The sequence below is a fragment of the Hymenobacter aerophilus DSM 13606 genome (assembly GCF_000382225.1).
Classification (GTDB): Bacteria; Bacteroidota; Bacteroidia; order Cytophagales; family Hymenobacteraceae; genus Hymenobacter; species Hymenobacter aerophilus.
The window spans coordinates 62,834-87,740 of the sequence record NZ_KB907817.1 but is presented as its reverse complement, the minus strand read 5'-3'; the positions used below and the strand labels follow the sequence as shown (position 1 = coordinate 87,740).

Sequence of the window (24,907 nt, the reverse complement as noted above, 5' to 3'; positions counted from 1 at the left end):
GGTCGACGCTTGCGCGGCGGCCACCAGCACGGGCCGGCAACAAGGGCAGTATCCAGCGGGTAATTATATCTTTGCTCAAGACTTCCATGAGGGAGGGAAAGGAGATGGGTCGCACCTCAAATTTCCCGCTTTTGTGGGAGTCTTTTCTGTTTTGCGCCTGACTGACTACTTCCTAAACAGCTTCTTTGTCAAGAAAGCCTTCTTCAAGTTTGGTAGACTTAGTTTTGCGCTAAGCTATTCGTTATGCGCTTATGTTATTTTCAGTCTACTCTTCGGAATGAGTTTTGGGTCAAATCCGATTGAGCAACTAACTTATCTTAATGCAGCTACTAATGGCTTTGTACTTGGTTGGGTTCTCTACTCTATCTGGAAACCTGAACTGATTTAATTACCCAATGGACTACACCAACGACCCCGAACTGAACGGCAAATACCTCGGCACCATCACCAAGGATTTCGCCACCGTGTCCGATACGCTCAGCGAAGCCTCCTCGCAAATCCGCAAGCGCGACATTTCGAAGTACCCCATCTTCGTCTTTGCCCGCCAGGAAGTGCCACTGGGCGGCCTGCTCGTGAATGCCGACGAGCTGAACATGGAGTGGCACGTTTTCGCCAGCTACCTGGAGCTGTTCGTGCAGCAGGGCATCATCAGCGAGGAAGGCATCGAGGCATTCCAGCAAACCTACCGCGAGCCGAACGAGTACTGCTGCCTCTTCGTGCTCGACGAGGAGTTCACCAACTTCGTCTACATCCCCTACCCGGAGGACTGATCACGGATGAGCACGGATTTTAGCGGATTTCACGGATTTTGTAGACGATTAAAAAAGCCACCTCTTGCGAGGTGGCTTTTGCATTTTATTGAGCGACGGACCTAAAATGGGCAATCGAGCCAACTACAAAATCCGTGAAATCCGCTAAAATCCGTGCTCATCCGTGATCAAAGTGCGAGAACCCCTGCGCCTTCAGTGGCACGGGCTGGCCGGATTTGGTGATGAGGTTGGCGCCTTCGCTCTTGTCCACCATGTGGCCGATGATGGTGATGTCGGGGTGGTTTTTGAGTTTGGCGTGGTCGGCGAGCGGGACGGTGAACAGCAGCTCGTAGTCTTCGCCGCCGTTGAGCATGCACATGATGGGGTCGAGGTTGAACTCGTTGGCCACTTCGAGGGTGGGGTTGGCAATGGGCAGGTTCTCGGTGAAGATGCGCGCCCCGGTGCCGCTGGCCTGGCACAGGTGCAGCACTTCGGAAGCCAGCCCGTCCGACACGTCAATCATGCTGGTGGGCACTACACCCAGTTCGCGCAGCTCGTGGATAACGTCCATGCGGGCCTCGGGGCGCAGCTGGCGCTGGAGTACGTAGGGATAGTTGCCGAGTTCAGGCTGGGATTCGGGGTCGGCCTGCCAGACCTGCTTTTCACGTTCCAGCACTTGTAGGCCCAGGTAGGCCCCACCCAGGTCGCCTGTCACGCACAGTAGGTCGTTGGGGCCGGCCCCACTGCGGCGCACAGCCTGGCCCGCGGCCACCTGCCCCAGGGCCGTAACGCTGATGGTGAGGCCGGCACGGCTGCCGGTGGTGTCGCCGCCCACCAAATCCACGTTGTAAGCCTCGCAGGCCAACTTTACGCCTTCAAACAATTCCTCCACGGCTTCTACCGTGAAGCGCGGCGGGATACTGACTGCCACCACGATTTGGGTGGGCAGCGCGTTCATGGCGGCAATGTCCGACACGTTGACGGCCACAGCCTTATAGCCCAGGTGCTTGAGCGGGCAGAACGTGAGGTCAAAGTGCACGCCTTCGGTCAGCAAATCGGTGCTGATAACCAGCTCCTGCCCGGCGGCCGGGGCCAGAATGGCCGCATCGTCGCCGATGCCGAGGATGGTGCTGGGCTGCTTGAGTTCTACGGTTTGCTGAATGCGGCCAATCAGGCCGAACTCGCCTACTTTATCGAGGGGGGTCATAAATCGTTGATTTTCGCTGATTAACCGTGATTTCGCTGATGCAGGCGGCACGGCGCGGCCTGCTGGCGGTACGGGCAAAGGTACGTGGTGCGACAGGTACGCGGTGAATAGAGGAGCTCCCGCGTTCAAAAGCCTGACTGCTTGGCGGATACTTCGAAGGAGGCCGCAAACTTTTCTTTGCTAACGAACGTTAGGCTTAGTACATTTGATGCCCGTTCCCTCCTGCCTTCCCACCTGCCCTGTTATGGAAACCGCGCTGCTTTCACGCAAAGACCAGATTGACCAGACGGCCACGGCCCTGTTCCGCACCCGCGGCTTTGCGGCCACGAGCATGCGGGAGCTGGCCGCCGCGCTGGGCATGGAGGCGGGCAGCATCTACTCCCACATCCGCAGCAAGGAGGAGCTGCTGCACCGCATCTGCTTCCGGCTGGCCGAAGAGTTTTTCGCCGGTTTCGACGAAGCTACCGCCGACGACGCGCTACCGGCCGCGCCGCGCCTGCGCCGGGCCGTAGAAAGCCACGTGCGGGTGCTCACTACAGACTCAGCAGCCTCCGCCGTGTTTCTGCACGAGTGGCGGCACCTTTCCGAGCCGGCCCGCACCGAGTTCCTGGCCCTGCGCGAGCGGTACGAAGCGGGTTTTCGGGAGCTGATTGCGGAGGGTGCAACGGCCGGCGAGTTGTACGCCCCCGACCCCGCCTTTGCCGCCCTCACGCTGCTGGCTTCCCTCAACTGGCTGCCCAACTGGTACCGCCCCGGCGGCCCGCTGGCCCCCACCGACATTGCCCACCGCCTCGCCAACCAGCTGCTTTTCGGGCTGGAAGTGCGTTGTTAGTATTGAGTAATAAGTAGTGAGTAGTTAGAGAACGTCCGGTTGAATTTCTCTGCTGTTACTCGCCACTTACTATCTTGATACTCAATACCAAATACTCACTACTCAATACTGAAATCATGTACGGTTCCGCTTCCACCCACGATATCCCGACGCAGGCCGCTACCGGCCTCGAAAACGAAGACCCGATTCTGCTGGCCGAGTTTGAGGCCCGCATTGCCCGGGGCGAGAAAATTGAGCCCACCGACTGGATGCCCCAGCTCTACCGCAAGCAGCTCACGCGCATGATCGAGCAGCACGCGCACTCCGAAATCATCGGCTCGCTGCCCGAGGGCACCTGGATTACCCGCGCCCCCGGCTTCCGCCGCAAAATGGCCCAGATGGCCAAGGTGCAGGACGAAGTAGGCCACGCGCAGCTGCTGTATTCGGCGGCCGAAACGCTGGGCAAAACCCGCGAGCAGATGCTCTCGGACCTGGTGAACGGCAAGAGCAAGTACAGCAACGTCTTCAACTACCCCACCCCCACCTGGGCCGACTCGAACGTGATTTCGTGGCTGATTGACGCCGGCGCCATCGTCAACCAGATGGCCAACGCCAAGGGCAGCTACGGCCCCTACTGCCGCGCCCTCGACCGGATTTGCGCCGAGGAAGCCTTCCACCTCAAGTACGGCCACGATGCCGTGGTGCACATGGCCACTGGCACGCCCGTGCAGCGGAAAATGATGCAGGAGGCCCTCAACCGCTGGTGGCCCGCCATCATGACCTTCTTCGGCCCGTCGGACAAGATGAGCACGCATACCGAAATTCTGATGCGCTGGAAGGTGAAGATGGCCACCAACGACGCCTGCCGCCAGCAATTCCTGGATATGTACGTGCCCAAAATCTGGGAAATCGGTCTGACGCTGCCCGACCCCAACCTGCGCAAGAATGAGGACGGCGTATGGGAATTCTCGGAGCCCGACTGGGAAGACTTCAAGCGCGTCATCAACGGCGACGGCCCCTGCAACGCCGAGCGCATTGCCGTGCGCCGCGCCGCCGAGGAGAACGGCGCCTGGGTGCGCCGCGCCATGCAGCAGCCCCAGGCCCGCTACGTCCGCCCGCTGGCGTAGCTTTTTGAATGTGCGGAATGTGGAGAATGGGTAGAATGTGAAAACTATTCACGCATCTATTCTTCACATTCCGCACATTTTCACATTCCGCACATTATACTTATGCTTTTCTCTTTCGACCCGCGCATCAGCCGGCTGGAGCTGCCGGAGTCGGCCCCGGCCCCGCCCGACAAAGCCGCGCTCGACCAGTTTCCGACTTACGAAGTGTTTCATCAGCGCAAGGAAAATTCGGCCTACGTGTACGTAGGGCCAGTGCACGCGCCCGAGGCCGATGTTGCGTTTCTGTTTGGCAAGGAGCAGTTCAGCCGCCGCTTTCCGTGCACCGGCATGTGGGTGGTGCCTACCGAAGCCATCCGGGTAACCGAGTACGGCGACGACCTGCAATCGGTGTACGACCGGCTACCGCTGCTGCCCGCCGACACGCTGGCCGCCCCCGACGCTGCCGGACTGGAGGCCTACGACATCTTCCACCTGAAAAAGCGTGGCAAGGCCCACACCCACGTAGGGCAGGTGCAGGCCGCCTCGCCCGAAACGGCGCTGCAGGCCGCTAAGGCCGCTTTCGGCGACCAGCGTCCGGTCGTGAACGTGTGGGTAATCCGCAGCGCCGACCTGTTGCGCTCCGACGAGGACGACCGCGACATGTGGACGACGACGCCCGACAAAAAGTACCGCGAAGCCATTGCCTACAAAGTGCAGGACCGCATCGACCGGTTCAAGCAGGAAGGCTGATTTTTATCAATGTGAGAGAATGTGAAAATGTGCTGAATGTGGCCGGCACATAAAACGATGCGGTGTTGGGTTTATTTTTTATTCATGAAATCCAACTAATTCCGCTGCGTTTTCACATTAACCCACATTCCGCACATTTTCCACATTAAAAAATATGGACCCCACTCTCGACCTTCTTTACCGCCTCGCCGACGACCAGCTGATTCTGGGCCACCGCAACTCCGAATGGAACGGCCTGGGCCCGATTCTGGAAGAAGACATTGCCTTTTCGAGCATGGCCCAGGACAAGCTGGGCCACTCGCTGCAGCTCTACACGCTGCTGCACGAGTTGGGCGAGGCTGAGCCCGACACAGTGGCTTTCACCCGCAACGCGCCCCAGTTTCACTGCTGCCAGCTCACGGAGCTGCCCATCGGCGAGTACGATTTCAGTTTGATTCGCCACTTCCTGTTCGACCACGCCGAGCTGCTGCGCTTCGAGGCGCTGGCCGACAGCTCGTACGAGCCGCTGGCCTTGGTGGCTCGCAAAATCAAGGGCGAGCTGAAGTACCACGTGCTTCACGCCAACACCTGGGTGAAGCGCCTGGGCACGGCCACCGAAGAGGCCATTACCCGTATGCAGGCAGCCCTGGAGTTCACGCTGCCCTACGCGCTGGGCATCTTCGAAACCACCGCCGCCGAGCCCGAAATCATCAGCAGCGGCCTATTTATTGGCGAAGAGGAATTGCAGCGCCGCTGGGAAGAAAGCATAGCTAAAGTGCTGGCCCAAACCGCCCTCACGCTGCCCGACCTGCGCCTGCTGACGCCCGTAACCGGCGGCCGCCACGGCCAGCACACCGAGCACCTCCAGCCCCTCCTCGACGAAATGGCCGAAGTGTTCCGCCTCGACCCTACCGCCGATTGGTAGGCGGGTGCGGTACTGCTGTAACGTTATTCAGAGCGCAGCGAAGAATCTCGCGTGCTGACGTTGTGTTGCCATTTCAACGTCAGCCCGCGAGATTCTTCGCTGCGCTCTGAATGACCTTTCTACCTGAAGCAATAAGCCCCCATCATATGCCCACCGAAGCCCAGATTCTCGACTGGCTGCAAGCCGTCACCGACCCAGAGATTCCAACGATTTCGCTCGTGGATTTGGGCGTGATTCGGGAGGTGCGGCTGGAGGACGATGGGGGCGTGCATGTGCGCCTGACGCCCACTTTCGCGGGCTGCCCGGCCATGGACTACATGCGCCGCGACGTGGAAACGACCCTCAAGGCCCACGGCATCCCGCGGGTAACCACCGAAATCAGCCTGCGCGAGCCCTGGACGTCGGATATGGTGACGGACCGCGGCCGCGAGGGATTGCGCCGCCACGGGCTGGCCACGCCGCCCAAGCTCAACGGCGGCCTGCTCGACCTCGACATTCTGGAGTACGCCGAGTGCCCGCGCTGCCACACCACCAACACGGAGCTGCGCACCCCCTTCGGCGCCACGCTCTGCCGGGCCGTGCACTACTGCCACGACTGCCGCCAGATTTTCGAGCAATTCAAGCCGATTTAGCGGCTAGTATTGGGGTACTTTTTTTCGGTTGCGGGAAAGATTTCGCCGACAACTTCGTTGGGGACTTATCCGATTTTACTTCTTGTTTTCTATGATGCGTTTCGTCGCGCTCCTGCTGGCGCTGGGTTTGCTCCTGGCCAGCTGCAACCGCACTCCGGCCCCCATCGACCCCGCTTCGGCGCAGGCCGTGAAGGTCCAGCTCAATATTCTGCGTGATACGGTGGCCGCCCGCTGGAGCGAAATGCAACAGGCCGACGATGCCAAGCAACGCGACACTAAACAGTTGCTGCGGGAGCTAAGCGGCCTGCCGGGCGCCGACCGCGCCGTGCTGGCCCGCCTGCAGTACGCCAACGACCGGCTGCCCGCCCGCCGCTACACCCAACAAAGTATGGCTGCTTCGGACCTGATTGACGCCTACGATGCGGCCCAGGATTCGCTGCTGCAGGCCGTGTATGGCCTGGTGCCGCTGCCTACCGCGCCCACCGTGGAGGCTACGCCCGTGCTGATGCTCACCGGCCGGATTCAGGAGGCCGATGCGGAGCTGGTGGGGTTTCGGACCCGCTACGACCAGGCGGCCACGCGCTTCAACAACTACCTGCAGCTGCACCAGGCCGAATTGCAGCAGTTGGGCGGCCAATACACCAAGCTGCAGCCCCTGCCACTGTTCACGCTGCAGAATTGAGCTGTAGCCACTTGGTATCGTTGCCAACGGCTACCAGAAATCAGCCCTAAAAAGTGGGCCCAAAACGGTAGCGAAGCCCAAAGCTGACGCCTGCATTAATTGGGCGCTGGCTGCTGGCAGACTGCAGACTCTGAATCAGCACGTATTCGGCCGTTAGTTGCAGCTTGCGCCGCCGACCGATGCCGTAGCTGGCGTCCAGGCCGCCGGTGAGGTGGGTGCCGGTGGTGTGGCGCCCGAAAGCATATTGCTCTATCACCTCGCTTTTATCGTAACGGGTTTCCTGGTTGCGCACCCGGGCGTATACCAGCGCCGCGCCGCCCACCACATCAAACTGCAGCCGTTTCAGGTACTGGCGCGTGAGGCTGTAGCGTGCCAGCACCGGAAAGGCCAGCGTCTGCTCATAGGTCTTGCTCTCTTTACCAGCATACAGCCCCCCGCTGAAATACACTCCGCTGGAATTGTAGGTGCGGGCCTGTCCCTGGTAGCCCAGCTGCAGCGCCAGCCGGGGCCGCACCTGGTAGCCCGCGTAATAATAAGGAGTCTTCACCTCCACGCTGTAGCTGCCCACGCCGAGGTTTCCCAGGTAAACCGAAGGCAGGCTGCCCGGCCGGGCCGCGTACGGGTCGTTGCCTGAGAAGCGCACTTGGTAGTTATAGCTGCCTAGCTGCGTACCCACATAAAAGCGCTGCCGCAGCTGGGCATTATCGTCGGCCGTGAGCTGGGTAGATGGCTGCGGCAGCTCGGCAGGAGTGCCCAGCAGCAAGCCCACCCGCAGGCTACCGCTCAGCCCGATTTCCGACTCAATCGGGCTAAGCAACTTCGTCAGGCCCACGTTGGCATCAACAAAGCCGCGGCGGCCCAACCGGCGCTGCCAGCCGTAGAGCAGCGCCACATCGGCCGCAGACCCACGCCCGTTGGCATTGGGCGAGAGAAAATAAAACGGGGTTTCGTAGGTGTGGCGGCCCAGCTTCGAGCCCAGGGCCAGCGCAATGTAATTGCCCGAAAAGCTGCCCTGTCCTTTCCCCTTGCGGATGCGGCGTTCCAGGTTGTGGTAGTAGCGGCCCATCAGCTGCACCCGCGCGCCCAGCGCCCGGTTCAGCTGGCCATCGTCCTGGCGGTAGCGCACCACGGCCGGGCTCAGTTCGGCCTGCACGGCCAATGCCGAGTTCAGCTTCCGCTCGTAGGCAATGTGCACCCCGATACGGTTGTAGAAGTAATTGGGCGAAGGCGAGCCGAGCAGGAAGTTGTTGAGCCCCAGCTTCCACTGCTGATTTGTCTCATGCTGCAGCCGCAGCGGAGCGGCATCTTCGGCAGACGGCGCCAGCGGCTGCACTTCCTCTTCGTAGCTGATGCGGGTGGTATCGGCAGGGGTCGTTTGGGCCGTCGTCTGATAGCCGGTCAGCAGCAACGCAAGCAGGCCGGACAAGGGGTAGTAGAAACGCATAAGGTTAAAGCTGAGAAAGTGAAGGGAAGGAAACGGGGTGGATTAAGGCTGGGCCAGCAGCGGCTGGGTTTGCAGGCGCACCGGCCCATAGGTGGTATTCACGCGCAGCAGGGGCCGGTTTTTGGCAGCAGTGCTGAAGCTGGCTCGGCCCAGGCTTTGGCGCTGGCTGCTCTGGTAGGCGGCGGGCACGACCAACGGCCCCTGGGCCACGCTCAGGTCGTAGGCAAACTGCTCGGGCTGCGCCACGCTGAGGGTGATTTCGGTGCGCTGAGCCTCAATAGTGAGCCGGCGCAGGCCCACGGCCGGCTGCACCCGCACGCTGCCAAACTGATTGCGGATAGTGGCCGTGCCGCCCAGCTCCTGCAGCTGCACCGCCGATTTGCTGGCCTCGCAGGTGAAGTCGGCTGTCAGGCCCGAGGCGGACAGGTCGGCATAGCGGGCGGTTACGCTGAGGGTGCCGGCCAGGTCGCGCAGCGTAATGCGGCCGAAATCCTGGGTGAGCTGCTGTTTGCCGCGCAGCTCCGTCAGAAATGTCTGGCCGTAGGTATTGGCCACGGTCAGCTGGCTTGCGGCGGGCATCATCACCGTGTACTCGGCCCGCAGGTCGCTCTGGATGGCAGGCGCCCCGGCGGGCAGGGCAAAAAAGTTGACCAGGCTGATAGTGTTGCCGCCTTCGAGGCGGTAACGGGCAGCGGCCAGGTCGCGCTCGGCCACGGCGCGGTCGGGGTGGCGGGCGCTCAGGCGCAGCATCACCTGCACCTGCGGCTTGTCCCAGCCCTGCACCCGCAGCGTGGCTTTTTCGGCCTGAATCCGGACTGCCGTGCCAGCGGGGGCGGCCCATTGCTGCTCCAGCGTGCGCGTTACCACCTGCACCCGTTGCTGGGCCTGGGCCCCTGAGGCCGCCAGCAGCCAGCACAGCAGCAACGCGCTCCAGGTAAAAATCAAACGAGGCGTTTTCATGAGATGAGGAGTTGAACCAGCTCGCGGGTGAGCGTGGCGTGTAAAACAGTTAGTTGTCCCTGCTCGCGCACCAAGGCCGGCGAGGCGCCGAACCGCTGCGCATCCTGCGCCAGCCGCTGCTGCTGGGCCGTCACGTCGGCCAGCTGCGCCCGCAACACCTGAAACTCGCCCGACTCGCACACGGTGGGCAGCGAAGTGCAGTGCGCATCGATGAAGGCCTCCCCTTCCTGGCCCAGCGGGTCGGCGGACGGCGCCAGACTGGCCGGCGCGGCGGGCAGCGTGGCCACTTCCTCGCCGTAGCTGATGGTTTCGTGCGGCGCGGAGGCCAGCGTGGGGCCAGCGGAGCGCGCCAGCGGGGCCGGCCACAGGCTCCACACGCCCAGCAGCAGCAGCACGGCCGCCGCCAGCCCCGCCGCCCAACTCAGGCGGGCAGGCCACAGGGCCCGCACCACCGGCGCTGCCGGAGTAGTTTCTGCTACCCGGGCCGCTGGCGCGGTAGCGTCGAGCCGGGCCACAATGGCGTCCCAGGTGCCGGCGTCGGGTTCGTGGGTGGGTAGCTGGAGCAGGCGGGACGGCGCTGGTTCAGCGGCCTCCAGCTGGCCGGTTATGGTGGCCCAGGTGGCGGGGTCGGGCTCGTGGAGGGGCAGGTTGGCCAGGGCCCGGCGCAGGTTGGCGCGGCCCGTTTCTTCGGGCAGGTCGGGTTCTAAGTTCATCGGTACAGAAACTGAAGTTTGCGTTGCAGCAGGCGCTTGGCGTGGTGCAGCTGCGATTTACTGGTGCCCTCGGAGGTGCCGAGCAGCTCGGCGGCCTCGCGGTGCGAGTAGCCTTCCACCTCAATCAGGCAAAAGGTGGCGCGGTAGCCGTCCGGCAGCTCGCCGATGGCTTTTTCCAGCGCCTCGCCGGTCAGGCTGTCGTGCCAGGCAACCAGCGGCTCGGTGTGGCGGTCGGAGTCGTACACTTCCATGCGCTGCTCCTGCCGGAGCGTGAGCAGCGCCCGCCGCACCACAATGGTTTTAATCCAGGCGCCCAGCGCCGACTGCTGCCGGAAGTTCTGGAGCTGCTGAAACACCTGCACGAAGGCGTCCTGCAGGGCATCCTGGGCCAGGTCGCGGCTGCCCAGAATACGGAGCGCCGAGGAAAACATGGCCGTTTTGTACCGCTCGTAGAGGCGGTACTGGGCCTGCCGGTCGTGGGTCAGGCAGGCACTGAGCAGGAGTTGTTCGTCGGCGGAAAGCAAGGCGGGCAGTAGAAGTAGGCGCTCTAAAGTGCAGGCCCGCGGCGGGAAGGTTGGTCGAGGCCGAAAAAATATTTTCGCTCGTCACGCAGCCCCGGCCAAGCCTTATTCAAACGCACCCCTGGCATTCAATTACCTGCCCGGTTTGCGTCGCGCCGGCCGCCGGTCGCCTTGTCTGTTGCTGATAGTTGAAGCATCGGCAAGACTACTGGCGCAAAACAAAAAACCCGCTCTACGTTGCCGTAAAGCGGGTTTTCGTGGGCCCAACTGGAATCGAACCAGTGACCTATTGATTATGAGTCAATTGCTCTAACCGATTGAGCTATAGGCCCGTTGCTTATTCAACTACCGGAGCGGTTGGTTTCAGCTCTGCAAACTTCGACTTTTGCGGTTGGATTTGCAATTTTTTATCAGCCGAAGCAGTAGCGGCCTGGGGTGCGCTGCGGGCAACCCGGCCTGTCAGCCGGCCCTGCGGCTCCTGGCCTGCTTCGCCCCAACCCCATGGTTCAGAAACTTCCTCACCTGCTGTTCGATTTCGGCGGCGTCATCATCAACATCGACTACAACCGCACGCTGGAAGCCATGCGGCAGCTGGGCAGCGGCATCGAGTTCACGCAGGCCGCCCAGGCCGAGCTGTTCGACCAGCTGGAAACCGGCCACATTTCGGCCACCGAGTTTCGGGATGGATTACGGGCGCACTACGGCCTGCAGGCCACTGATGCGCAGCTCGATGCTGCCTGGCACGCCATGCTGCTCGATGTGCCGGCCGAGCGGCTGGCCCTTATTGCCGAGCTGCGGGCCCAGGGCTACCAAACGGCCCTGCTTTCCAATACCAACGACTTGCACATCACCGAAATCAACCGGCGGCTGAAGGCGCAGTACGGCCTGCAGCACGGCATTGCCGACTGCCTCGACCGGGTATTTTACTCGCAGCAGGTGGGCCTGCGCAAGCCGGGCGAGGAAATATTCCGGCACGCGCTGCGCGAAATGAACTGGCGGCCCGCCGATACGTTGTTTATCGAAGACAGCCCCCAGCACATTGAAACCGCCCGCCGGCTGGGGCTGCACACGCTTTTCCTGACCCCGCCCCTTACCTTGCAGGACGCCCTGCCCGCCGCTATCCGTGCCTTTTCCGCCTGACCCCATCCGGCCCGAGCAAACCCCGCCGCCCGAGCCCGCCCCGCTGCCCCTGCCGTTTCCCGACGCGGCCGGGCCGCCCACCTTCACGGCGGCCGAGGCCGAAGCCGACGCCCAAAGGGTGTTCCGGCGCTACGAGCGGCCGCCCTGGCCCCGGCCGGTGCGCTACGGGCTGCACCTGCTGCTGTTTCTGGTAACGCTGCTCACGACTACGCTGGCGGGCGTCACGCTGGTGAACGACCGGTTTCTGGCCGATTATTTATTGCCATTCGAGCTGCTGGCCCGGCCGCTGGGGCAAGTGTGGGCGGCGCTGCGGCCGGGGCTGTGGTACGCAGGGCCGTTTCTGGCGGTGCTCACGGTGCACGAGTTCGGGCACTACTTCACGGCCCGCTACAACCGCATCCGGGCCACGCTACCCTATTTCATTCCGCTGCCGCTGGGCTTTGGCACGTTCGGCGCTGTTATCCGCATCAAGGAGCAGATTCATTCGCGGCGCGAGTTTTTCGATGTGGGGCTGGCCGGGCCGCTGGCGGGTTTTGTGGTGGCCGTGGGCGTGCTCTGGTACGGCCTGACACACCTGCCACCGCTGGAGTACCTGTTCCAGATTCACCCGGAGCTGCGGCAGTACGGGGCCGATTACGCCCGTTATGCCTACCAAAACCTCGAGCCGAATAGCGTAGTGGCGCTGGGGCAGCCGCTGCTGTTTCAGGCTATGGCGGCCCTGCTGGCCGACCCCGCGCTGCTGCCGCATCCCTACGAGCTGTTGCACTATCCGGTACTGGTGGCGGGCGTGTTCTCGCTGTTTTTCACGGCCCTCAACCTGCTGCCCATCGGTCAGCTCGATGGCGGCCATATTGTGTACGGGCTGCTGGGGCCGCGCCGGGCGGCGCGGGTGTCTATCCTGCTGTTCGTGGCCTTCATCTTCTACGCCGGACTGGGGCTGTTCACGCTGAGCACCAGCGCCGACGACTGGCTGACCTGGAGCCTGCCCTACGCGCTGTACCTGTGGCTGGTGCTGCGCCGGGCAGTGCCCACGGCCCGGCGGGCGCTGCTGCTGGGGGCCTCGGTGTGGCTGGGCCAAATAGCCCTGGCTTCTGGGTTTCCGGGCCTGCAGGGCAACCCGGGCTGGCTGCTGTTCGGGCTGCTGCTGGCCCGCGCCACCGGCATTTTCCACCCGCCCGCCCCCGACGAGCGGCCGCTCTCCACGAGCCGCAAGGTGCTGGGCTGGCTGATGCTGCTTATTTTTGTGCTTTGCTTCGCCCCTTCGCCCATTATTATCAGGTGATTTTTTAAATGTGGTTTTAATGTGCAGAATGTGGGAAATGTGGGCTGGAAGGAACGTCATTCAGAGCGCAGCGAAGAATCTCGCCTGGGTACCGTTGAATGGCAGCCGTTGTAACGTTAGCAAGCGAGATTCTTCGCTGCGCTCTGAATGACGTTCCTCACAGCCCACATTTCCCACATTCTGCACATTAAAACCACATTATCCACATTTATAGAATGTCCGTCCAGCAATTCTCTCAAACGCATCTGTTCCGGGGTTCCTCGCTGCTGTTGCTGCGCCAGCACGGCCTGTACGTGAGCCAGCGCCGCCGCAACGGCACGCCGTGGCTCGAAACGGAGATTCCGTACGAAGAGCTGCTGCCGGTTGGGCTGGAGTTTGAGGCCCCGGCCCCGGTGCGGCTGCCGCCCTCGTGGCTGTGGCTGCTGCTCTGGTTTGGCATTCAGGGCCTGAGCCGACTGGCCACCAACAAGCCCGGCGAGCCTATTCCGCCCGAAATGTGGGCCGCCGGACTGGGCTTCGTGCTGGGTTTGGGCGGGCTGTGGCTGGCGCGCCGCTACCTGGGCCGCCGCGCCACGCTGGCCACCAGCCGCATCCGCCTCACGCTGCACGACCGGCCCGGCCAGCGCGCCGCCCTCGAAACCTTCACGGAGGCGCTGCGTCTGCGCGCCCACGCTTACCTGCGCGAAGAGTATGCCCAGGTGAACCCGCTGGGCCCCATCGAGCTGCAACTGCACCGCCTGCACTGGCTGCACAACCTCGACGTGCTTTCTGAGCCCGAGCTGCGCATCCTCAGCACCCGCCTCACCGGCCGCCCATCCCTGGAACCGCTCAAACTAATGGGCATGGACCTGGAAACTCCCTATTTGAATTAGGGATTAGGGATTAGGGATTAGGGATTAAGAAAAAACGTCATTCTGAGCGAAGCCGGAGGCGAAGTCGAAGAATCTCGCGTGTGATGCTAACTCCACGATAGGGTTACCAATGCACGCGAGATTCTCCGACTTCGCCTCCGGCTTCGCTCAGAATGACGTTTTATTGTCCGTTTCTACCCTTCCAGCGCCGCCACGCCGGGCAGCTCTTTGCCTTCCATGTACTCGAGCAGCGCGCCGCCGCCGGTGCTGATGTAGCTTACCTGGTCGGCGAAACCGAGCTGGTTGACGGCCGCGGCCGAGTCGCCGCCGCCGATGAGGCTGAAGGCGCCCGACTCGCGGGTGGCGTCGGCAATGGCCTGGGCTACGGCCGTGGTGCCCTTAGCGAAGGTGGGCAGCTCGAACACGCCCATCGGGCCGTTCCAGAGGATGGTTTTGGAGTTGCGGATAACTTCGGTGAACGCCTTGATGGAATCGGGGCCGAGGTCGAGGCCGAGCCAGCCGTCCGGAATCTGGTCGTTGGGGGCTACTTTGGTTTCGGCGTCGTTGGCGAACTTGTCGGCAATGAGGCTGTCGGTGGGCAGCAGCAGGTTCACGCCTTTGGCCTTGGCCTTCTCGATGAGCTCCAGCGCCAGGGGCATTTTGTCTTCTTCGAGCAGCGAGCTGCCGATTTGGCCGCCCTGGGCCTTGGCGAAGGTGTAGGCCATGCCGCCGCCGATGAGCAGGTTGTCGACCTTATCGAGCAGCTTCTCGATAATAAGGATTTTGTCGGAGATTTTGGCGCCGCCCATAATGGCCGTAAAGGGCCGCTCGGCCTGTTCCAGCACCTTTTTGGCATTGTCCAGCTCGCTCAGCAGCAGGTAGCCGCCTACGCGGTCGGCGGGCGCGAAGCTTTCGGCCATCACGGCCGTGGAGGCGTGCCGGCGGTGGGCCGTACCGAAGGCATCGTTCACGTACACGTCGCCGAGGCGGGCCAGGTTGGCGGCAAAATCGGCGTCGCCTTTCTCTTCTTCCTTGTAGAAACGCACGTTTTCGACCAGCAAAACCTGGCCGGGCTGCAGGGCCTGGGCCTTTTCTTCGGCCTGTAGGGCATCATCGGCAAACTGCACCGGCTGGCCGTACTCCTGGCTCAGACGGTCCACGATGTGGCGCAGCGAGTATTTATCCTCGGGGCCTTCCTTGGGCCGGCCCAGGTGCGAAAGCAGCACCACGGAGCCGCCGTCGGCCAGAATCTTTTTAACCGTGGGCGTGGCGGCCCGGATGCGGGTGTCGTCGGTGATAGTGAAGTCTTTGGCCAGGGGTACGTTGAAATCAACGCGCACCACGGCCCGCTTGCCGGCGAAGTTGTACTGATCGAGGGTTTGCATGGAATGGGAATAGGTTTGGCTTGGAAGGCGAAGGTAAAACATCTGTCATTGCGAGCGGAGCGAAGCAATCTGTGGGGGAAAGCGCCAATTCCACTGGCGCAACCCCCTGGAGCCAGTTGTAACGTTAAGGGCTTCGCGTTGGGTTAAGGTTTTGCGCTTTGGTTGAGCAGATTGCTTCGCTTCGCTCGCAATGACAGTTGGGGCTTGTACCTTTGCCCTCGTATGAAAATAGGCATCTTCTTTGGCGGCCCGTCGCGGGAGCGGGAAATCAGTTTTGCGGGCGGCCGCACGGTGTACGACAACCTCGATAAGGCCCTGTTTGAGGCCGTGCCGGTGTTTGTCGACAGCAATGGCAACTTCATTTTGCTGAACTGGGAGTTCATTTACAAGGGCACCATCCGCGACTTTTACCCGCCCGTGTCGGCGCTGCCGGACAGCCGCGTGCCGGTGCAGCTCTACTTCGAGAGCCTGGGCGAGCTGAGCCTGGAGGAGCAGGACCGCATCATCGGCGAAGTGGGCCGGCGCATCGAACCGCGCGAGCTGGCCACGCTTATCGACTTCGCCTTTCTGGCCCTGCACGGGCCGGGCGGCGAGGATGGCGCCATTCAGGGCCTGTTGGAGTGGTATGGCATCCCGTACTCGGGCTCCGGCATTCTGCCCTCGGCGTTCGGCATTGATAAGGTGGCCCAGAAGAAGCTGCTCAAAGCCCTGGGGCAGCCTACGCCCGATTTCCGCTTAGTTACGGCCGAGGAGTGGGACGCCGCCGACCCGCAGGCCACCCTGGATTATCTGGTGCGCGAGTTGGGCCTACCGCTGGTGTTCAAGGCCCCGCGTCAAGGCAGCAGCATCGGCATCAGCATCCTGCGCGAAGCCAACGTGGCCGAGTTCGAAGCCGCCATCGAGCGTAGCCTGTTCCGCAAAACCGTAACCCAAGCCGAGTGGCAGGCGCTAACCGACACGCAGAAAATCAGCTGGCTCCAGCGCCTCGTCGACATCCGCGACGGTATTGGCCTGCCAGTGACTATATTTTCAGCTGGTAGCTTGGAGCTGTTAGCTGTTAGCTCTCCGTTGAACGAAGCTAACAGCCAACAGCTATCAGCTAACAGCTCCAAAGAGAACGAAGCTAACAGCCCGCAGCTATCAACTAACAGCTCAGACATAATCTATCGGCCCGAAGAATTGCTGGCGGCGCTGAACGAGCGGCTGGCAACGGCCGCGAGCGTGCGGCTGACGAGCGTGGAGGGCGAAACGCAGGTATTGGTGGAGGGCTTCGTGCAGGGGCGCGAGTTTTCGTGCATCGTGCTCGAAGACCCCAACGGCCAGCCGCTGGCGCTGCCGCCCACCGAAATCGTGAAGGGCGACGAGTTATTCGACTACCGCTCGAAATACCTGCCCGGCCTGGCCCGTAAAATCACGCCCATCGACCTGCCCGAGGCCGATATTGAGCGTATCCGGCAGCAGGCCCAAACGATGTTCGGCACGTTTGGCTTCCAGGTGTACGCCCGCCTCGACGGGTTCATCCAGGCCGACGGCACCATTTTCCTCAACGACCCGAACACCACTTCGGGCATGCTGCCGGCCTCGTTCTTCTTCCACCAGGCGGCCGAAATCGGCCTCAACCCCAGCCAGTTCCTCACCTACCTGATTCGCACCTCGCTGGCGGCGCGTCGGCGGGCCGGGCTGCGGCCGGTGAAGCTGGCGGCCCTGCTGGCGAAGCTCGATGCGGCCGTGGCCGCGCGGGCCGCGGGCGAGCAGCAGCGCACGAAAGTGGCCGTGATTATGGGCGGCTACTCTTCGGAGCGACACATTTCGGTGGAAAGCGGGCGCAACATCTACGAAAAGCTCAGCTCCTCGGTCAAGTACGAGCCGGTGCCGGTATTCCTGACCGGCAGCAGCGCCGAGTTCCGGCTCTACGTGCTGCCCATCAACGTGATGCTCAAGGACAACGCCGACGACATCCGCGAGAAAATCGAGCACCACGAGGCCGGCCACGAAACCCACCCGATTCTGGCCCGCATCCGCCAGGAAGCCCACAGCATCACGAGCACCTACGCCAGGCAGGCCGCTACCCAGCCGCGGCAGGTGTCGTTTGAGGAGCTGGCCGGCATGGTGGATGAGGTGTTTATTGCCCTGCACGGCCGCCCCGGCGAGGACGGGGCGCTGCAACAGCGGCTCGAAAAGCTGGGCCTGCCCTACAACGGCTCGGGCGTGGCCAGCAGCCAGGTTACCATCAACAAGTTCGACACCAACCGCCGCCTGCGTGAGGCCGGAATGCGCGTAGCCGGGCACCGCATGGCCGCCCGCACCGAGTGGGAAGCCAACGCCGAAAACTTCTTCCAGAGCCTCGAAACGCAGTTTCCCTACCCCTTCATCGCCAAGCCGGCCGACGACGGCTGCTCCTCGGCGGTGAAGAAAATCAAGAACCGCGCGGAGCTGGAGGCCTTCACCCACCTCATTTTCCGCGACCAGGAAGACCTGCTGCCCGCCGACGCTACCACGCTCAGCCTGGGCTTCAAGGAGGAATTTCCGCGCAAGGAGGCCTTTTTGGTCGAGACCCTGATTGCCCGCGACGGCGCGGCCCATTTCCTGGAGGTAACCGGCGGCCTGCTCACGCACTGGGGCCCGAATGGCGAGCTAGAAATTGAGGTGTTCGAGGCCTCGGAGGCGCTGGCGACGGGCGAAGTGCTGAGCCTGGAGGAGAAGTTTCTGGCCGGCGAAGGCCAGAACATCACCCCGGCCCGCTACGCCCCCGACCCGCAGGAGCGCCAGCGCATTTCGGAGGAAGTGAAAAAGGAGCTACGCCGGGTGGCCGAAATCCTGCATATCCAGGGCTACGCCCGCATCGACGCCTTCGTGCGGGTGCGGGACACCGGGGCCGTCGAGGTGCTCATTATTGAGGTGAACTCGCTACCCGGCATGACGCCCGCCACCTGCATCTTCCACCAAACCGCGCTGGCCGGCTACACGCCCTACCAGTTCATCGACCGGATTCTGGAATTTGGGAAGGTTAGAAGTGAGAAATTAGAGCGGAGACGTTAGACTCGTTCTGTTTTTTTACCCTCACTTTTGCCTTTCCGGCATCTCTCCTCTCACTTCTGATTTCTCACTTCTACATCCATGTCGTTTCTCCGCTCCGATACGCCGGCCGATTTGTTCAAGCACCTGCTCCTGATTCTGCTGCTGGTGGGGGCGCTGGTGTTCGGGTTCTTTCAGGTGTATCTGCCCATCACCACCAACCACGGCGAAACCATTGTGGTGCCGAAAGTTACGGGTATGAACCAGGCCGATCTGGAGGACTACCTCGACGAGCGCAACCTGGCCTATCTGGTCGATGACAGCACCTACAACTCGGGCATCAAGCCCGGCACGGTGTTGCAGCAGGAGCCCAAGCCCGGCGAGCAGGTGAAGGAAGGCCGCAAGCTTTACGTGACGGTGTCGATGAAAAATCCGCCCGTCATCAAGATGCCCAAGCTCACCGACGGCTCGGTGAAAAACGCCCAGATGATTCTCAAGAGTTACGATCTGGTGGTCGGCCAGCTTAAGTTTGTGCCTAACATTCAGAAGGATGCCGTGCTCAAGCAGTCGGTGAACGGGCGCGAAATTGCGTCCGGCGCGCCCATCACCAAAGGCACCCGCGTAGATCTGGAAGTGGGCGACGGGCTGGGCAACCAGGAGTTCCCGGTTCCCAACCTCGTGAATATGCCCGCCGATGAGGCCACTACCCTGCTCGTGGGTCAGGGCCTGCAGGTGGGCGAAATCTTCTACCAGCCCGCCCGCAATGGCGAAACTGACGGCACCGTCATCAAGCAGCGCCCGGTGACCGGCCCCGGCACCACCATCCGCATGGGCCAGCTCGTGGATTTGTGGGTAGCCGGCTCGGGCCCGGTAAAAGCGGTGGAATAAGGATTAGGGAGGAAAAGAACGTTATTCTCAGCAGAACTGTCATTCAGAGCGCAGCGAAGAATCTCGCGTGCCAAAGTAACTCCTCATAGTAAGGGTTACTACTGCACGCGAGATTCTTCGCTGCGCTCAGAATGACAGTGCTGCTCAGAATGACGTTCTTTCCAACCCATGCTCACCAACCGCTCAAAAAAGCGAGGTTCGTTGCACGTCAGCGGACCTTGTTTCGTTTATAGCCGTACTGCTGAGCGCGCTGTTGTGCGCCTTCATACCCGCCTTTTGATCTTGCTTATATGACTTACCGCTACTGCTACCTGCTGGCCCTGCTGCTGGCACCCTATTTTAGTCAGGGCCAGCAAATCCGGCCGCTGGGCTCGGAGCCGGCCCACGCCGCGGTGGGCGCGGTGGGTGCGGCAAACCGGGTAACGGCGCTGCCACTGCCGTTTTTCGATGACTTTGCCCGCCAGCCCGAAGGCCGGCCCGACGCCCAACGCTGGGAGCCCGCGGGCGGGGCGCTGGTGAACAACCGCTACCCGCGCCGGCCCATTTCGCGCAACGTGGCCACGCTCGACGGCCTCGACGCCCTCGGCCGGCCCCGCGGCGCCATTGGCCGGGTGGGCGACGCCGACTCGCTGACTTCGCAGCCCATCGACCTGAAAGGACTGCAGCCGACTGATAACGTGTACCTGAGCTTTTTCTGGCAGGCCGGCACCCGGCGCGGGCGGCCCGAGGCCAGCGGCACCCGGCCCATTGCGCTCTACGTGGAGTTTAAAAGCGAAAACGGTCGCTGGAACGAGGTGTGGCGGCTTGATAGTCCGGCCGACACGACCAACTTCCGCTTCAAGGCCCTGCCCATCAACCAGACTGCCTACCTGCACGGCAACTTCCAGTTCCGGATTCGCACCAGCGGCTACCTCTACAACGCCCGCGACGCCTGGAGCGTGGACTACGTGCGCCTCGACCGCAACCGCTCGGCCACCGACTCGACCTTCCGCGACATTGCCACCAGCCGGGCCCTGCCCAGCGCCCTGCGCCGCTACACGGCCATGCCGGTGCACCAGTTCAACGTGAACCCCGCCCGCGAGCTGGCTTCGCGCACCGCTACCACCGCCAACAACCTCGACGCCGGCCCCGCCCCCACGCCCATCACCTGGCTGGGTTTGCTCGATGTGCTGCCCGACAATACCACTTCGCGCTTTCTGCGCGGCAACGCCTCACTCGATGCCGGCGCCCGGCAGTACCCGATTGTGGGCGACCCCAGCGCGGCCACCGTGCCCGTTACGCCCGCCCCCAAGCAGCTGCGGCAGCGCCTGATCCTCATCACCAACGAAACCGACCCGCGCACGCTCGCCAACGACACCGCCAGCCGCCGCACCGACCTAAGCGACTACTTTGCTTACGACGACGGCACGGCCGAAGCCTCGCTGAGCCTGGCACCGGCCTCGACGGGTCCGCCCAGCTACTACGCGCTGCGCTTCGACCTCAACCAGCCCGACCAAGTGCGGGCCCTGCGGCTGTACCCGGTGCTGGCCACGGCCGGCGGCCGCACGCTCACGGCCGCCATCTGGGATTCGGCCGCGACGCGCACCAACGGCATTCTGGGGCCCGCCGCGCAGCCCAAGGCTACCAAAACCTTTACCGTGCCGCTGACGCTGCCCGCCGGCCAGCCCTACGTGGAGGTGGTGTTTGATGCGCCGGTGAAGGTGAGCGGCAGCTTTTTTGCCGGCTACGGCCAGGCACCCACGCCCCAGTTCGTCGAGGTCGGCTACGACCTGAACAACGCCTCGCCCCCCAATTACCTGTTCTCGGGCCTGCCGGGCGCGCTGGCGCCGTTCAACCCTGCCACCAACTACAGTCCGGCCGGGGCCCTGATGCTGCGGCCACTGATGGGCGGCGGCGTAGTAACCAGCGCGCCGGCCGCCGATGTGGCCGCCCGCTACCGCCTCGCCCCCAACCCCACGCCCGACGGCCGGGTGCGGGTGCCCGGTCCCTACCGCCGCGCCACCGTGCTCGACGCGCTGGGCCGGGTGGTGTGGGAGCAGCCCGCCGCCGAGGCCGGCCGGCCCGAATTGCAACTGCCGCTGGCGGCCGGGCTGTACTTTGTGCGCCTGCAACTGCCCAACGGCCAGGTGCTCACGCAACGGCTGGCGGTGGGCGGGCAGTAGTCCCAAAATGGAATAGCCGCGTTTTGTCTGGCTTTTTTGCTATTGTTGCGTTTGAAGCCCTTCCTCCTTCCTTTCCATCCGGGGCTTTTCACCGCTCTTCCTACCCTACCATGACCGACATCACGGCCGTTGAATTAAAAGACCGCGTAGCCCAGGGCACCGCCCCCGTTATCATTGACGTGCGCGAAACCTGGGAAAATGAAGAAAGCCGCATCGAGGGCAGCCGCAACATCCCGCTGGGCGAGCTGCCGAGCAAAGTAGACGAGCTCGAAGACCTGCGCGACCAGGAGGTAATCGTGCATTGCAAGGGCGGCAGCCGCTCGGCCGCCGCCAAAGCCTTTCTGCAGCAGCAGGGCTTCAGCCAGGTGCGCAACCTGATTGGCGGCATCCAGGGCTACGAGAAGGTCTGACCCCTACCTGCTTCGGCGGACCGTTATTATCTGCCACTGTAACTAACTGGCCAGTTGCTGACTACAGCGCTGGTCAGTTCTTTTCTACAAATTAGTTGTGCACTATTAAAACTTATACAACCCATTAGCGGTATCTAGTATCCATGGCCGACTCTGCAACTCCCCTACCCGACCCCAACGACCCGCACGCTTTGCTACGGCTGGGAAACCAGCTGTGCTTTCCGCTGTACGCCGCTTCGCGGATGCTCACCAAGGCTTACCAGCCGCTGCTACAGGAGCTGGGCCTGACGTATCCGCAGTATCTGGTGCTGCTGCTGCTGTGGGAACACCAGGAGCTGACGGTAAAGGAGTTGGGCGAGCACCTGCTGCTCGATTCGGGTACCCTTACGCCGCTGCTCAAGCGCATGGAGCAGCGCCAGTGGCTCAGCCGCCGCCGCGATGCGCGCGACGAGCGTTCGGTCATCATCGGGCTGCAGCCGGCGGGCGAGGCCCTGCGCGGGCCGGCCTGCCGGATTCCGGAGCAGCTGCTTTCCCGCCTCGGGATGCCCGAAGCCGATTTTCTGGCCTTGCGTAGCCAGCTCAACCAATTGCTTACCCGGCTGCAATAGCCTTTTCTTTCTCTTTTTATTCATTCCCCATGAAACTCACCAACAAAGTATTCACGGCCCAGGCTAAAGCCAAAGGCGGCCGCGACGGCGCCATCAGCACCAACAACGACGTGCTGAACCTCGCGCTGAGCACGCCCAAGGAAATGGGCGGCCCCGGCAAAGCCGGCGCTACCAACCCCGAGCAGCTGTTTGCGGCCGCGTATTCTTCCTGCTTTGAAGGCGCCCTGGGCGTAGCGGCCCGCCAGGCCGGCGTAAAGCTCCAGGACGTGACAGTGGAAGCCCTCATCGGTTTCGGTCAGGCCGAAGACGGCGGCTACGGCATTTCGGCCGACCTGCACGTGAACCTGCCCGGCTTCGAGCAGGCCCAGGCCGAGCAGCTCGTAGAAGCCGCCCACGGCATCTGCCCCTACTCGCGCGCCACCCGCGGCAACATCGAGGTCAACCTGACCACAACCACCCACGCCGCTTAGGCAGTTGTCCGTTTTTGGTTGCCAGCTGTCAGGGTAATAGCCTCTTGGCAGCCGGCAACCAAAAACGGACAGCTGACAACTGATAATTAACAACTGACACCTACTATGAAAACCAACACCATCCTGCTCGCCAGCCGCCCCCAGGGCGAGCCCACCGAGGCCCAGTTCCAATTTGAAACCCGCGAGCTGCCCGCACTACAGGCTGGCGAGGTGCTGCTTAAAACCCGCTACGTAAGCGTGGACCCTTATATGCGGGGCCGCATGAGCAGCGCTAAATCGTACGTGGAGCCCTTTAAGGTGGGCGAGCCCCTCGCGGGCGGCGTGGTGGCCGAGGTAGTGGAAAGCCAGGCCGAGCACCTGCCGGTAGGCCGTTTGGTGGTGGGCAACCTGCCCTGGCAGGAGTTCAGCATAGCCCCGGCCAAAAGCCTGCAGGCCCTGCCGACCGAGGGCAAAGCGCCCATCAGCTACTACCTGGGGTTGCTGGGCATGACGGGCCTGACCGCCTATTTCGGCCTGCTCGACATCTGCGAACCTAAGGAAGGCGAAACAGTGGTCGTGTCGGGCGCGGCCGGGGCCGTGGGCATGGTGGTGGGCCAGCTGGCCAAAATAAAGGGCGCCCGCGTGATTGGCACGGCCGGCTCCGACGAGAAAGTAACCTACCTGAAAGAGCTGGGCTTCGATGAGGCCATCAACTACAAAACCGCCGACGTGCCCGCCGCGCTGGCCGCCGCCGCGCCCAACGGCGTGGATTGCTACTTCGACAACGTGGGCGGCCCCATCACCGATGCCGTGTACGACCTGCTCAACAAGCACGCCCGCATTGCCCTCTGCGGCCAGATTTCGCTCTACAACGCCACCGAAGTGCCCACCGGGCCGCGCCCCGAAGGCAAGCTGCTCAAAACCAGCAGCAAGCTGCAGGGCTTTATTGTCAGCGACTACCACAGCCGCTGGCCCGAGGGCAGCCGCCAGCTGGCCGAGTGGTACGCGCAGGGCAAGCTGCAGTTCGAGGAAACCGTAACCGAGGGCTTCGACCAGATTCCGGCCGCGTTCCTGGGTTTGTTCCAGGGCGACAACACCGGCAAGGCCGTGGTGAAAGTGGCCTGATTGCGTGACAGCCAGATTGGCCGGCCGCATACTTCTAAACGCTTAAAACGACTTCCATGAAAATTTTGATGGTGCTCACCTCGCACGACCAGCTGGGCAATACGGGCGAAAAAACCGGCTTCTGGCTCGAAGAATTCGCCGCGCCCTATTACGTGTTCAAGGATGCCGGCGCGACGCTGACCGTGGCTTCGCCCCAGGGTGGCCAGCCGCCCCTCGACCCCAAAAGCGACGACGCCAGCGCCCAGACCGACGCCACCAAGCGCTTCAAAGCCGACGACGAGGCCCAGCAGGTGCTGGCTTCGACCGTGAAGCTGGCCTCGGTTTCGGGCGCTGATTACGACGCCGTGTTTTACCCCGGCGGCCACGGTCCGCTCTGGGATTTAGCCGAGGACCGGCAGTCGATTGCGCTGATTGAGCGCATGTACGCCGCCGGCAAGCCGGTTGCGGCCGTGTGCCACGCCCCGGCCGTGCTGCGCCACGCCAAGGCCGCCAACGGCGAGCCGCTGGTGAAGGGCAAATCGGTTACCGGCTTCACGAACACCGAAGAAGACGCCGTGCAGCTGACCAACGTGGTGCCTTTTCTGGTGGAAGATATGCTCAAGGAAAACGGTGGCGACTACTCGAAAGGTGCCGACTGGGCGCCCTACGTAACGCAGGCCGGCCACCTGATTACGGGCCAGAACCCGGCCTCCTCCGAGCCCGCCGCCGAAGCCCTATTGGCGCTGCTGAAGAAATAAGCGGCAGTTTTTGCGCCCGCTTAGCGGCCCCACTTATTCCGAAAGGAGCAAGTGGGGCCGCTTTTTGCGGCTGCCCGGCGCGGGCGGCGCGGCATTACTGCGCGCATCTTTCTATATTTCCCCCGCGTACCCGTCCTTTCAAGCTATGAGTAAGATACTGGAGGAAATTGACCAGGCCCTGGCCACCTTCGATTCCAGCCACGGCCGCCCCGTAGCCATCGAGCTGGGCGAGCGGAAATACACCCAGCTGGTGCTGGATGTGGCCCACCTCTACGAAAACGACGGCCTGACCCACAATACCGGCCGCCCGCTGGCCTACAAGGGCCTGGAAATTCTGCGCGACGACGCCCACCACGACCGGATACGGGTCATTTGA

26 protein-coding genes and 1 tRNA gene are annotated in these 24,907 nt (G+C 62.8%); 20 read left to right on the top strand and 7 right to left on the bottom strand.

The window, feature by feature from the left end; all coding sequences use genetic code 11:
- Both H145_RS24515 and H145_RS0113545 read left to right on the top strand, forming a co-directional pair.
- On the top strand, positions 1 to 388 hold a 388-nt coding region (locus tag H145_RS24515), incomplete at its 5' end, for a hypothetical protein (RefSeq protein WP_026351511.1).
- Positions 389 to 395: 7 nt separating this feature from the next.
- Positions 396 to 770, top strand: coding sequence for a hypothetical protein (locus H145_RS0113545; protein WP_019948700.1), 375 nt, complete (start codon positions 396 to 398; stop codon positions 768 to 770).
- A 157-nt stretch (positions 771 to 927) separates the two neighbouring features.
- On the opposite strand, the gene thiL is transcribed toward H145_RS0113545, so the two are convergent.
- On the bottom strand, positions 928 to 1,956 hold the full coding sequence (gene thiL, locus H145_RS0113540; protein WP_019948699.1) for a thiamine-phosphate kinase: 1,029 nt from the start codon (positions 1,954 to 1,956) through the stop codon (positions 928 to 930).
- Between the two features lie 244 nt (positions 1,957 to 2,200).
- Here thiL and H145_RS0113535 point away from each other — a divergent pair, with 244 nt between their 5' ends.
- The 6 genes from H145_RS0113535 (at position 2,201) to H145_RS0113510 (ending at position 6,841) form a co-directional block, all read left to right on the top strand.
- Positions 2,201 to 2,788 carry a TetR/AcrR family transcriptional regulator gene (locus H145_RS0113535; protein ID WP_019948698.1) on the top strand — a complete coding sequence of 196 codons (588 nt, stop codon included), beginning with the start codon at positions 2,201 to 2,203 and terminating at the stop codon, positions 2,786 to 2,788.
- A 116-nt stretch (positions 2,789 to 2,904) separates the two neighbouring features.
- Entirely contained in the window at positions 2,905 to 3,894 is a 990-nt protein-coding gene (paaA, locus tag H145_RS0113530) for a 1,2-phenylacetyl-CoA epoxidase subunit PaaA (RefSeq protein WP_019948697.1), read from the top strand.
- A 102-nt stretch (positions 3,895 to 3,996) separates the two neighbouring features.
- The gene (locus H145_RS0113525; protein ID WP_019948696.1) at positions 3,997 to 4,623 is read left to right on the top strand and encodes a hypothetical protein; all 627 of its coding nucleotides are present in this window, start codon (positions 3,997 to 3,999) and stop codon (positions 4,621 to 4,623) included.
- Between the two features lie 154 nt (positions 4,624 to 4,777).
- Positions 4,778 to 5,527 (top strand): 1,2-phenylacetyl-CoA epoxidase subunit PaaC, encoded by a 750-nt coding sequence (paaC, locus tag H145_RS0113520; protein ID WP_019948695.1) that lies wholly within the window; start codon positions 4,778 to 4,780, stop codon positions 5,525 to 5,527.
- A gap of 146 nt (positions 5,528 to 5,673) precedes the next feature.
- Positions 5,674 to 6,159: a 1,2-phenylacetyl-CoA epoxidase subunit PaaD gene (gene paaD, locus H145_RS0113515; RefSeq protein WP_019948694.1), complete on the top strand. Its 486-nt coding sequence runs from the start codon at positions 5,674 to 5,676 to the stop codon at positions 6,157 to 6,159.
- Positions 6,160 to 6,250: 91 nt separating this feature from the next.
- Positions 6,251 to 6,841 (top strand): hypothetical protein, encoded by a 591-nt coding sequence (locus H145_RS0113510; RefSeq protein ID WP_019948693.1) that lies wholly within the window; start codon positions 6,251 to 6,253, stop codon positions 6,839 to 6,841.
- Positions 6,842 to 6,887: 46 nt separating this feature from the next.
- On the opposite strand, the gene H145_RS0113505 is transcribed toward H145_RS0113510, so the two are convergent.
- From H145_RS0113505 to H145_RS0113485, 5 genes are all read right to left on the bottom strand, one after another.
- Positions 6,888 to 8,285, bottom strand: a complete 1,398-nt coding sequence (locus H145_RS0113505; RefSeq protein ID WP_019948692.1) for a hypothetical protein — start codon at positions 8,283 to 8,285, stop codon at positions 6,888 to 6,890.
- 42 nt (positions 8,286 to 8,327) lie between these two features.
- Complete coding sequence (locus H145_RS0113500) at positions 8,328 to 9,245, bottom strand: hypothetical protein (RefSeq protein WP_157541555.1); 918 nt, start codon at positions 9,243 to 9,245, stop codon at positions 8,328 to 8,330.
- Positions 9,242 to 9,958, bottom strand: coding sequence for a hypothetical protein (locus H145_RS0113495; protein ID WP_019948690.1), 717 nt, complete (start codon positions 9,956 to 9,958; stop codon positions 9,242 to 9,244). The genes H145_RS0113500 and H145_RS0113495 overlap by 4 nt, the downstream gene beginning before the upstream one ends.
- A complete protein-coding gene (locus H145_RS0113490) occupies positions 9,955 to 10,482 on the bottom strand; it encodes an RNA polymerase sigma factor (RefSeq protein ID WP_019948689.1) in 528 nt (175 codons plus the stop codon). The genes H145_RS0113495 and H145_RS0113490 overlap by 4 nt, the downstream gene beginning before the upstream one ends.
- Positions 10,483 to 10,737: 255 nt before the next feature.
- Positions 10,738 to 10,811 (bottom strand) — tRNA-Ile (locus tag H145_RS0113485).
- A 169-nt stretch (positions 10,812 to 10,980) separates the two neighbouring features.
- Here H145_RS0113485 and H145_RS0113480 point away from each other — a divergent pair.
- The 3 genes from H145_RS0113480 to H145_RS0113470 all read left to right on the top strand — a co-directional run bounded on the left by H145_RS0113480 (position 10,981) and on the right by H145_RS0113470 (position 13,773).
- Positions 10,981 to 11,619: an HAD family hydrolase gene (locus H145_RS0113480; protein WP_019948688.1), complete on the top strand. Its 639-nt coding sequence runs from the start codon at positions 10,981 to 10,983 to the stop codon at positions 11,617 to 11,619.
- Positions 11,603 to 12,901: a site-2 protease family protein gene (locus H145_RS0113475; RefSeq protein WP_019948687.1), complete on the top strand. Its 1,299-nt coding sequence runs from the start codon at positions 11,603 to 11,605 to the stop codon at positions 12,899 to 12,901. Before H145_RS0113480 ends, H145_RS0113475 begins: the two co-directional genes overlap by 17 nt.
- A gap of 215 nt (positions 12,902 to 13,116) precedes the next feature.
- On the top strand, positions 13,117 to 13,773 hold the full coding sequence (locus tag H145_RS0113470) for a hypothetical protein (RefSeq protein ID WP_026351507.1): 657 nt from the start codon (positions 13,117 to 13,119) through the stop codon (positions 13,771 to 13,773).
- 173 nt (positions 13,774 to 13,946) lie between these two features.
- Here H145_RS0113470 and H145_RS0113465 read toward each other — a convergent pair whose 3' ends face one another.
- Positions 13,947 to 15,137 (bottom strand): phosphoglycerate kinase, encoded by a 1,191-nt coding sequence (locus H145_RS0113465; protein ID WP_019948685.1) that lies wholly within the window; start codon positions 15,135 to 15,137, stop codon positions 13,947 to 13,949.
- Positions 15,138 to 15,359: 222 nt separating this feature from the next.
- On the opposite strand from H145_RS0113465, the gene H145_RS0113460 reads away from it, so the two are divergent.
- From H145_RS0113460 to H145_RS0113420, 9 genes are all read left to right on the top strand, one after another.
- Positions 15,360 to 18,176: a D-alanine--D-alanine ligase family protein gene (locus H145_RS0113460; protein WP_019948684.1), complete on the top strand. Its 2,817-nt coding sequence runs from the start codon at positions 15,360 to 15,362 to the stop codon at positions 18,174 to 18,176.
- A 78-nt stretch (positions 18,177 to 18,254) separates the two neighbouring features.
- On the top strand, positions 18,255 to 19,040 hold the full coding sequence (locus H145_RS0113455) for a PASTA domain-containing protein (RefSeq protein WP_019948683.1): 786 nt from the start codon (positions 18,255 to 18,257) through the stop codon (positions 19,038 to 19,040).
- Between the two features lie 290 nt (positions 19,041 to 19,330).
- Positions 19,331 to 21,202, top strand: a complete 1,872-nt coding sequence (locus H145_RS0113450) for a hypothetical protein (RefSeq protein WP_019948682.1) — start codon at positions 19,331 to 19,333, stop codon at positions 21,200 to 21,202.
- A 110-nt stretch (positions 21,203 to 21,312) separates the two neighbouring features.
- Entirely contained in the window at positions 21,313 to 21,612 is a 300-nt protein-coding gene (locus tag H145_RS0113445; protein ID WP_019948681.1) for a rhodanese-like domain-containing protein, read from the top strand.
- 143 nt (positions 21,613 to 21,755) lie between these two features.
- Positions 21,756 to 22,220 (top strand): MarR family winged helix-turn-helix transcriptional regulator, encoded by a 465-nt coding sequence (locus H145_RS0113440; protein ID WP_019948680.1) that lies wholly within the window; start codon positions 21,756 to 21,758, stop codon positions 22,218 to 22,220.
- Positions 22,221 to 22,249: 29 nt separating this feature from the next.
- Positions 22,250 to 22,690, top strand: coding sequence for an organic hydroperoxide resistance protein (locus H145_RS0113435; protein WP_019948679.1), 441 nt, complete (start codon positions 22,250 to 22,252; stop codon positions 22,688 to 22,690).
- A 105-nt stretch (positions 22,691 to 22,795) separates the two neighbouring features.
- Complete coding sequence (locus H145_RS0113430; protein WP_019948678.1) at positions 22,796 to 23,794, top strand: NADP-dependent oxidoreductase; 999 nt, start codon at positions 22,796 to 22,798, stop codon at positions 23,792 to 23,794.
- A gap of 56 nt (positions 23,795 to 23,850) precedes the next feature.
- Positions 23,851 to 24,531 (top strand): type 1 glutamine amidotransferase domain-containing protein, encoded by a 681-nt coding sequence (locus H145_RS0113425; RefSeq protein WP_019948677.1) that lies wholly within the window; start codon positions 23,851 to 23,853, stop codon positions 24,529 to 24,531.
- 145 nt (positions 24,532 to 24,676) lie between these two features.
- On the top strand, positions 24,677 to 24,907 hold the full coding sequence (locus H145_RS0113420) for a hypothetical protein (protein ID WP_019948676.1): 231 nt from the start codon (positions 24,677 to 24,679) through the stop codon (positions 24,905 to 24,907).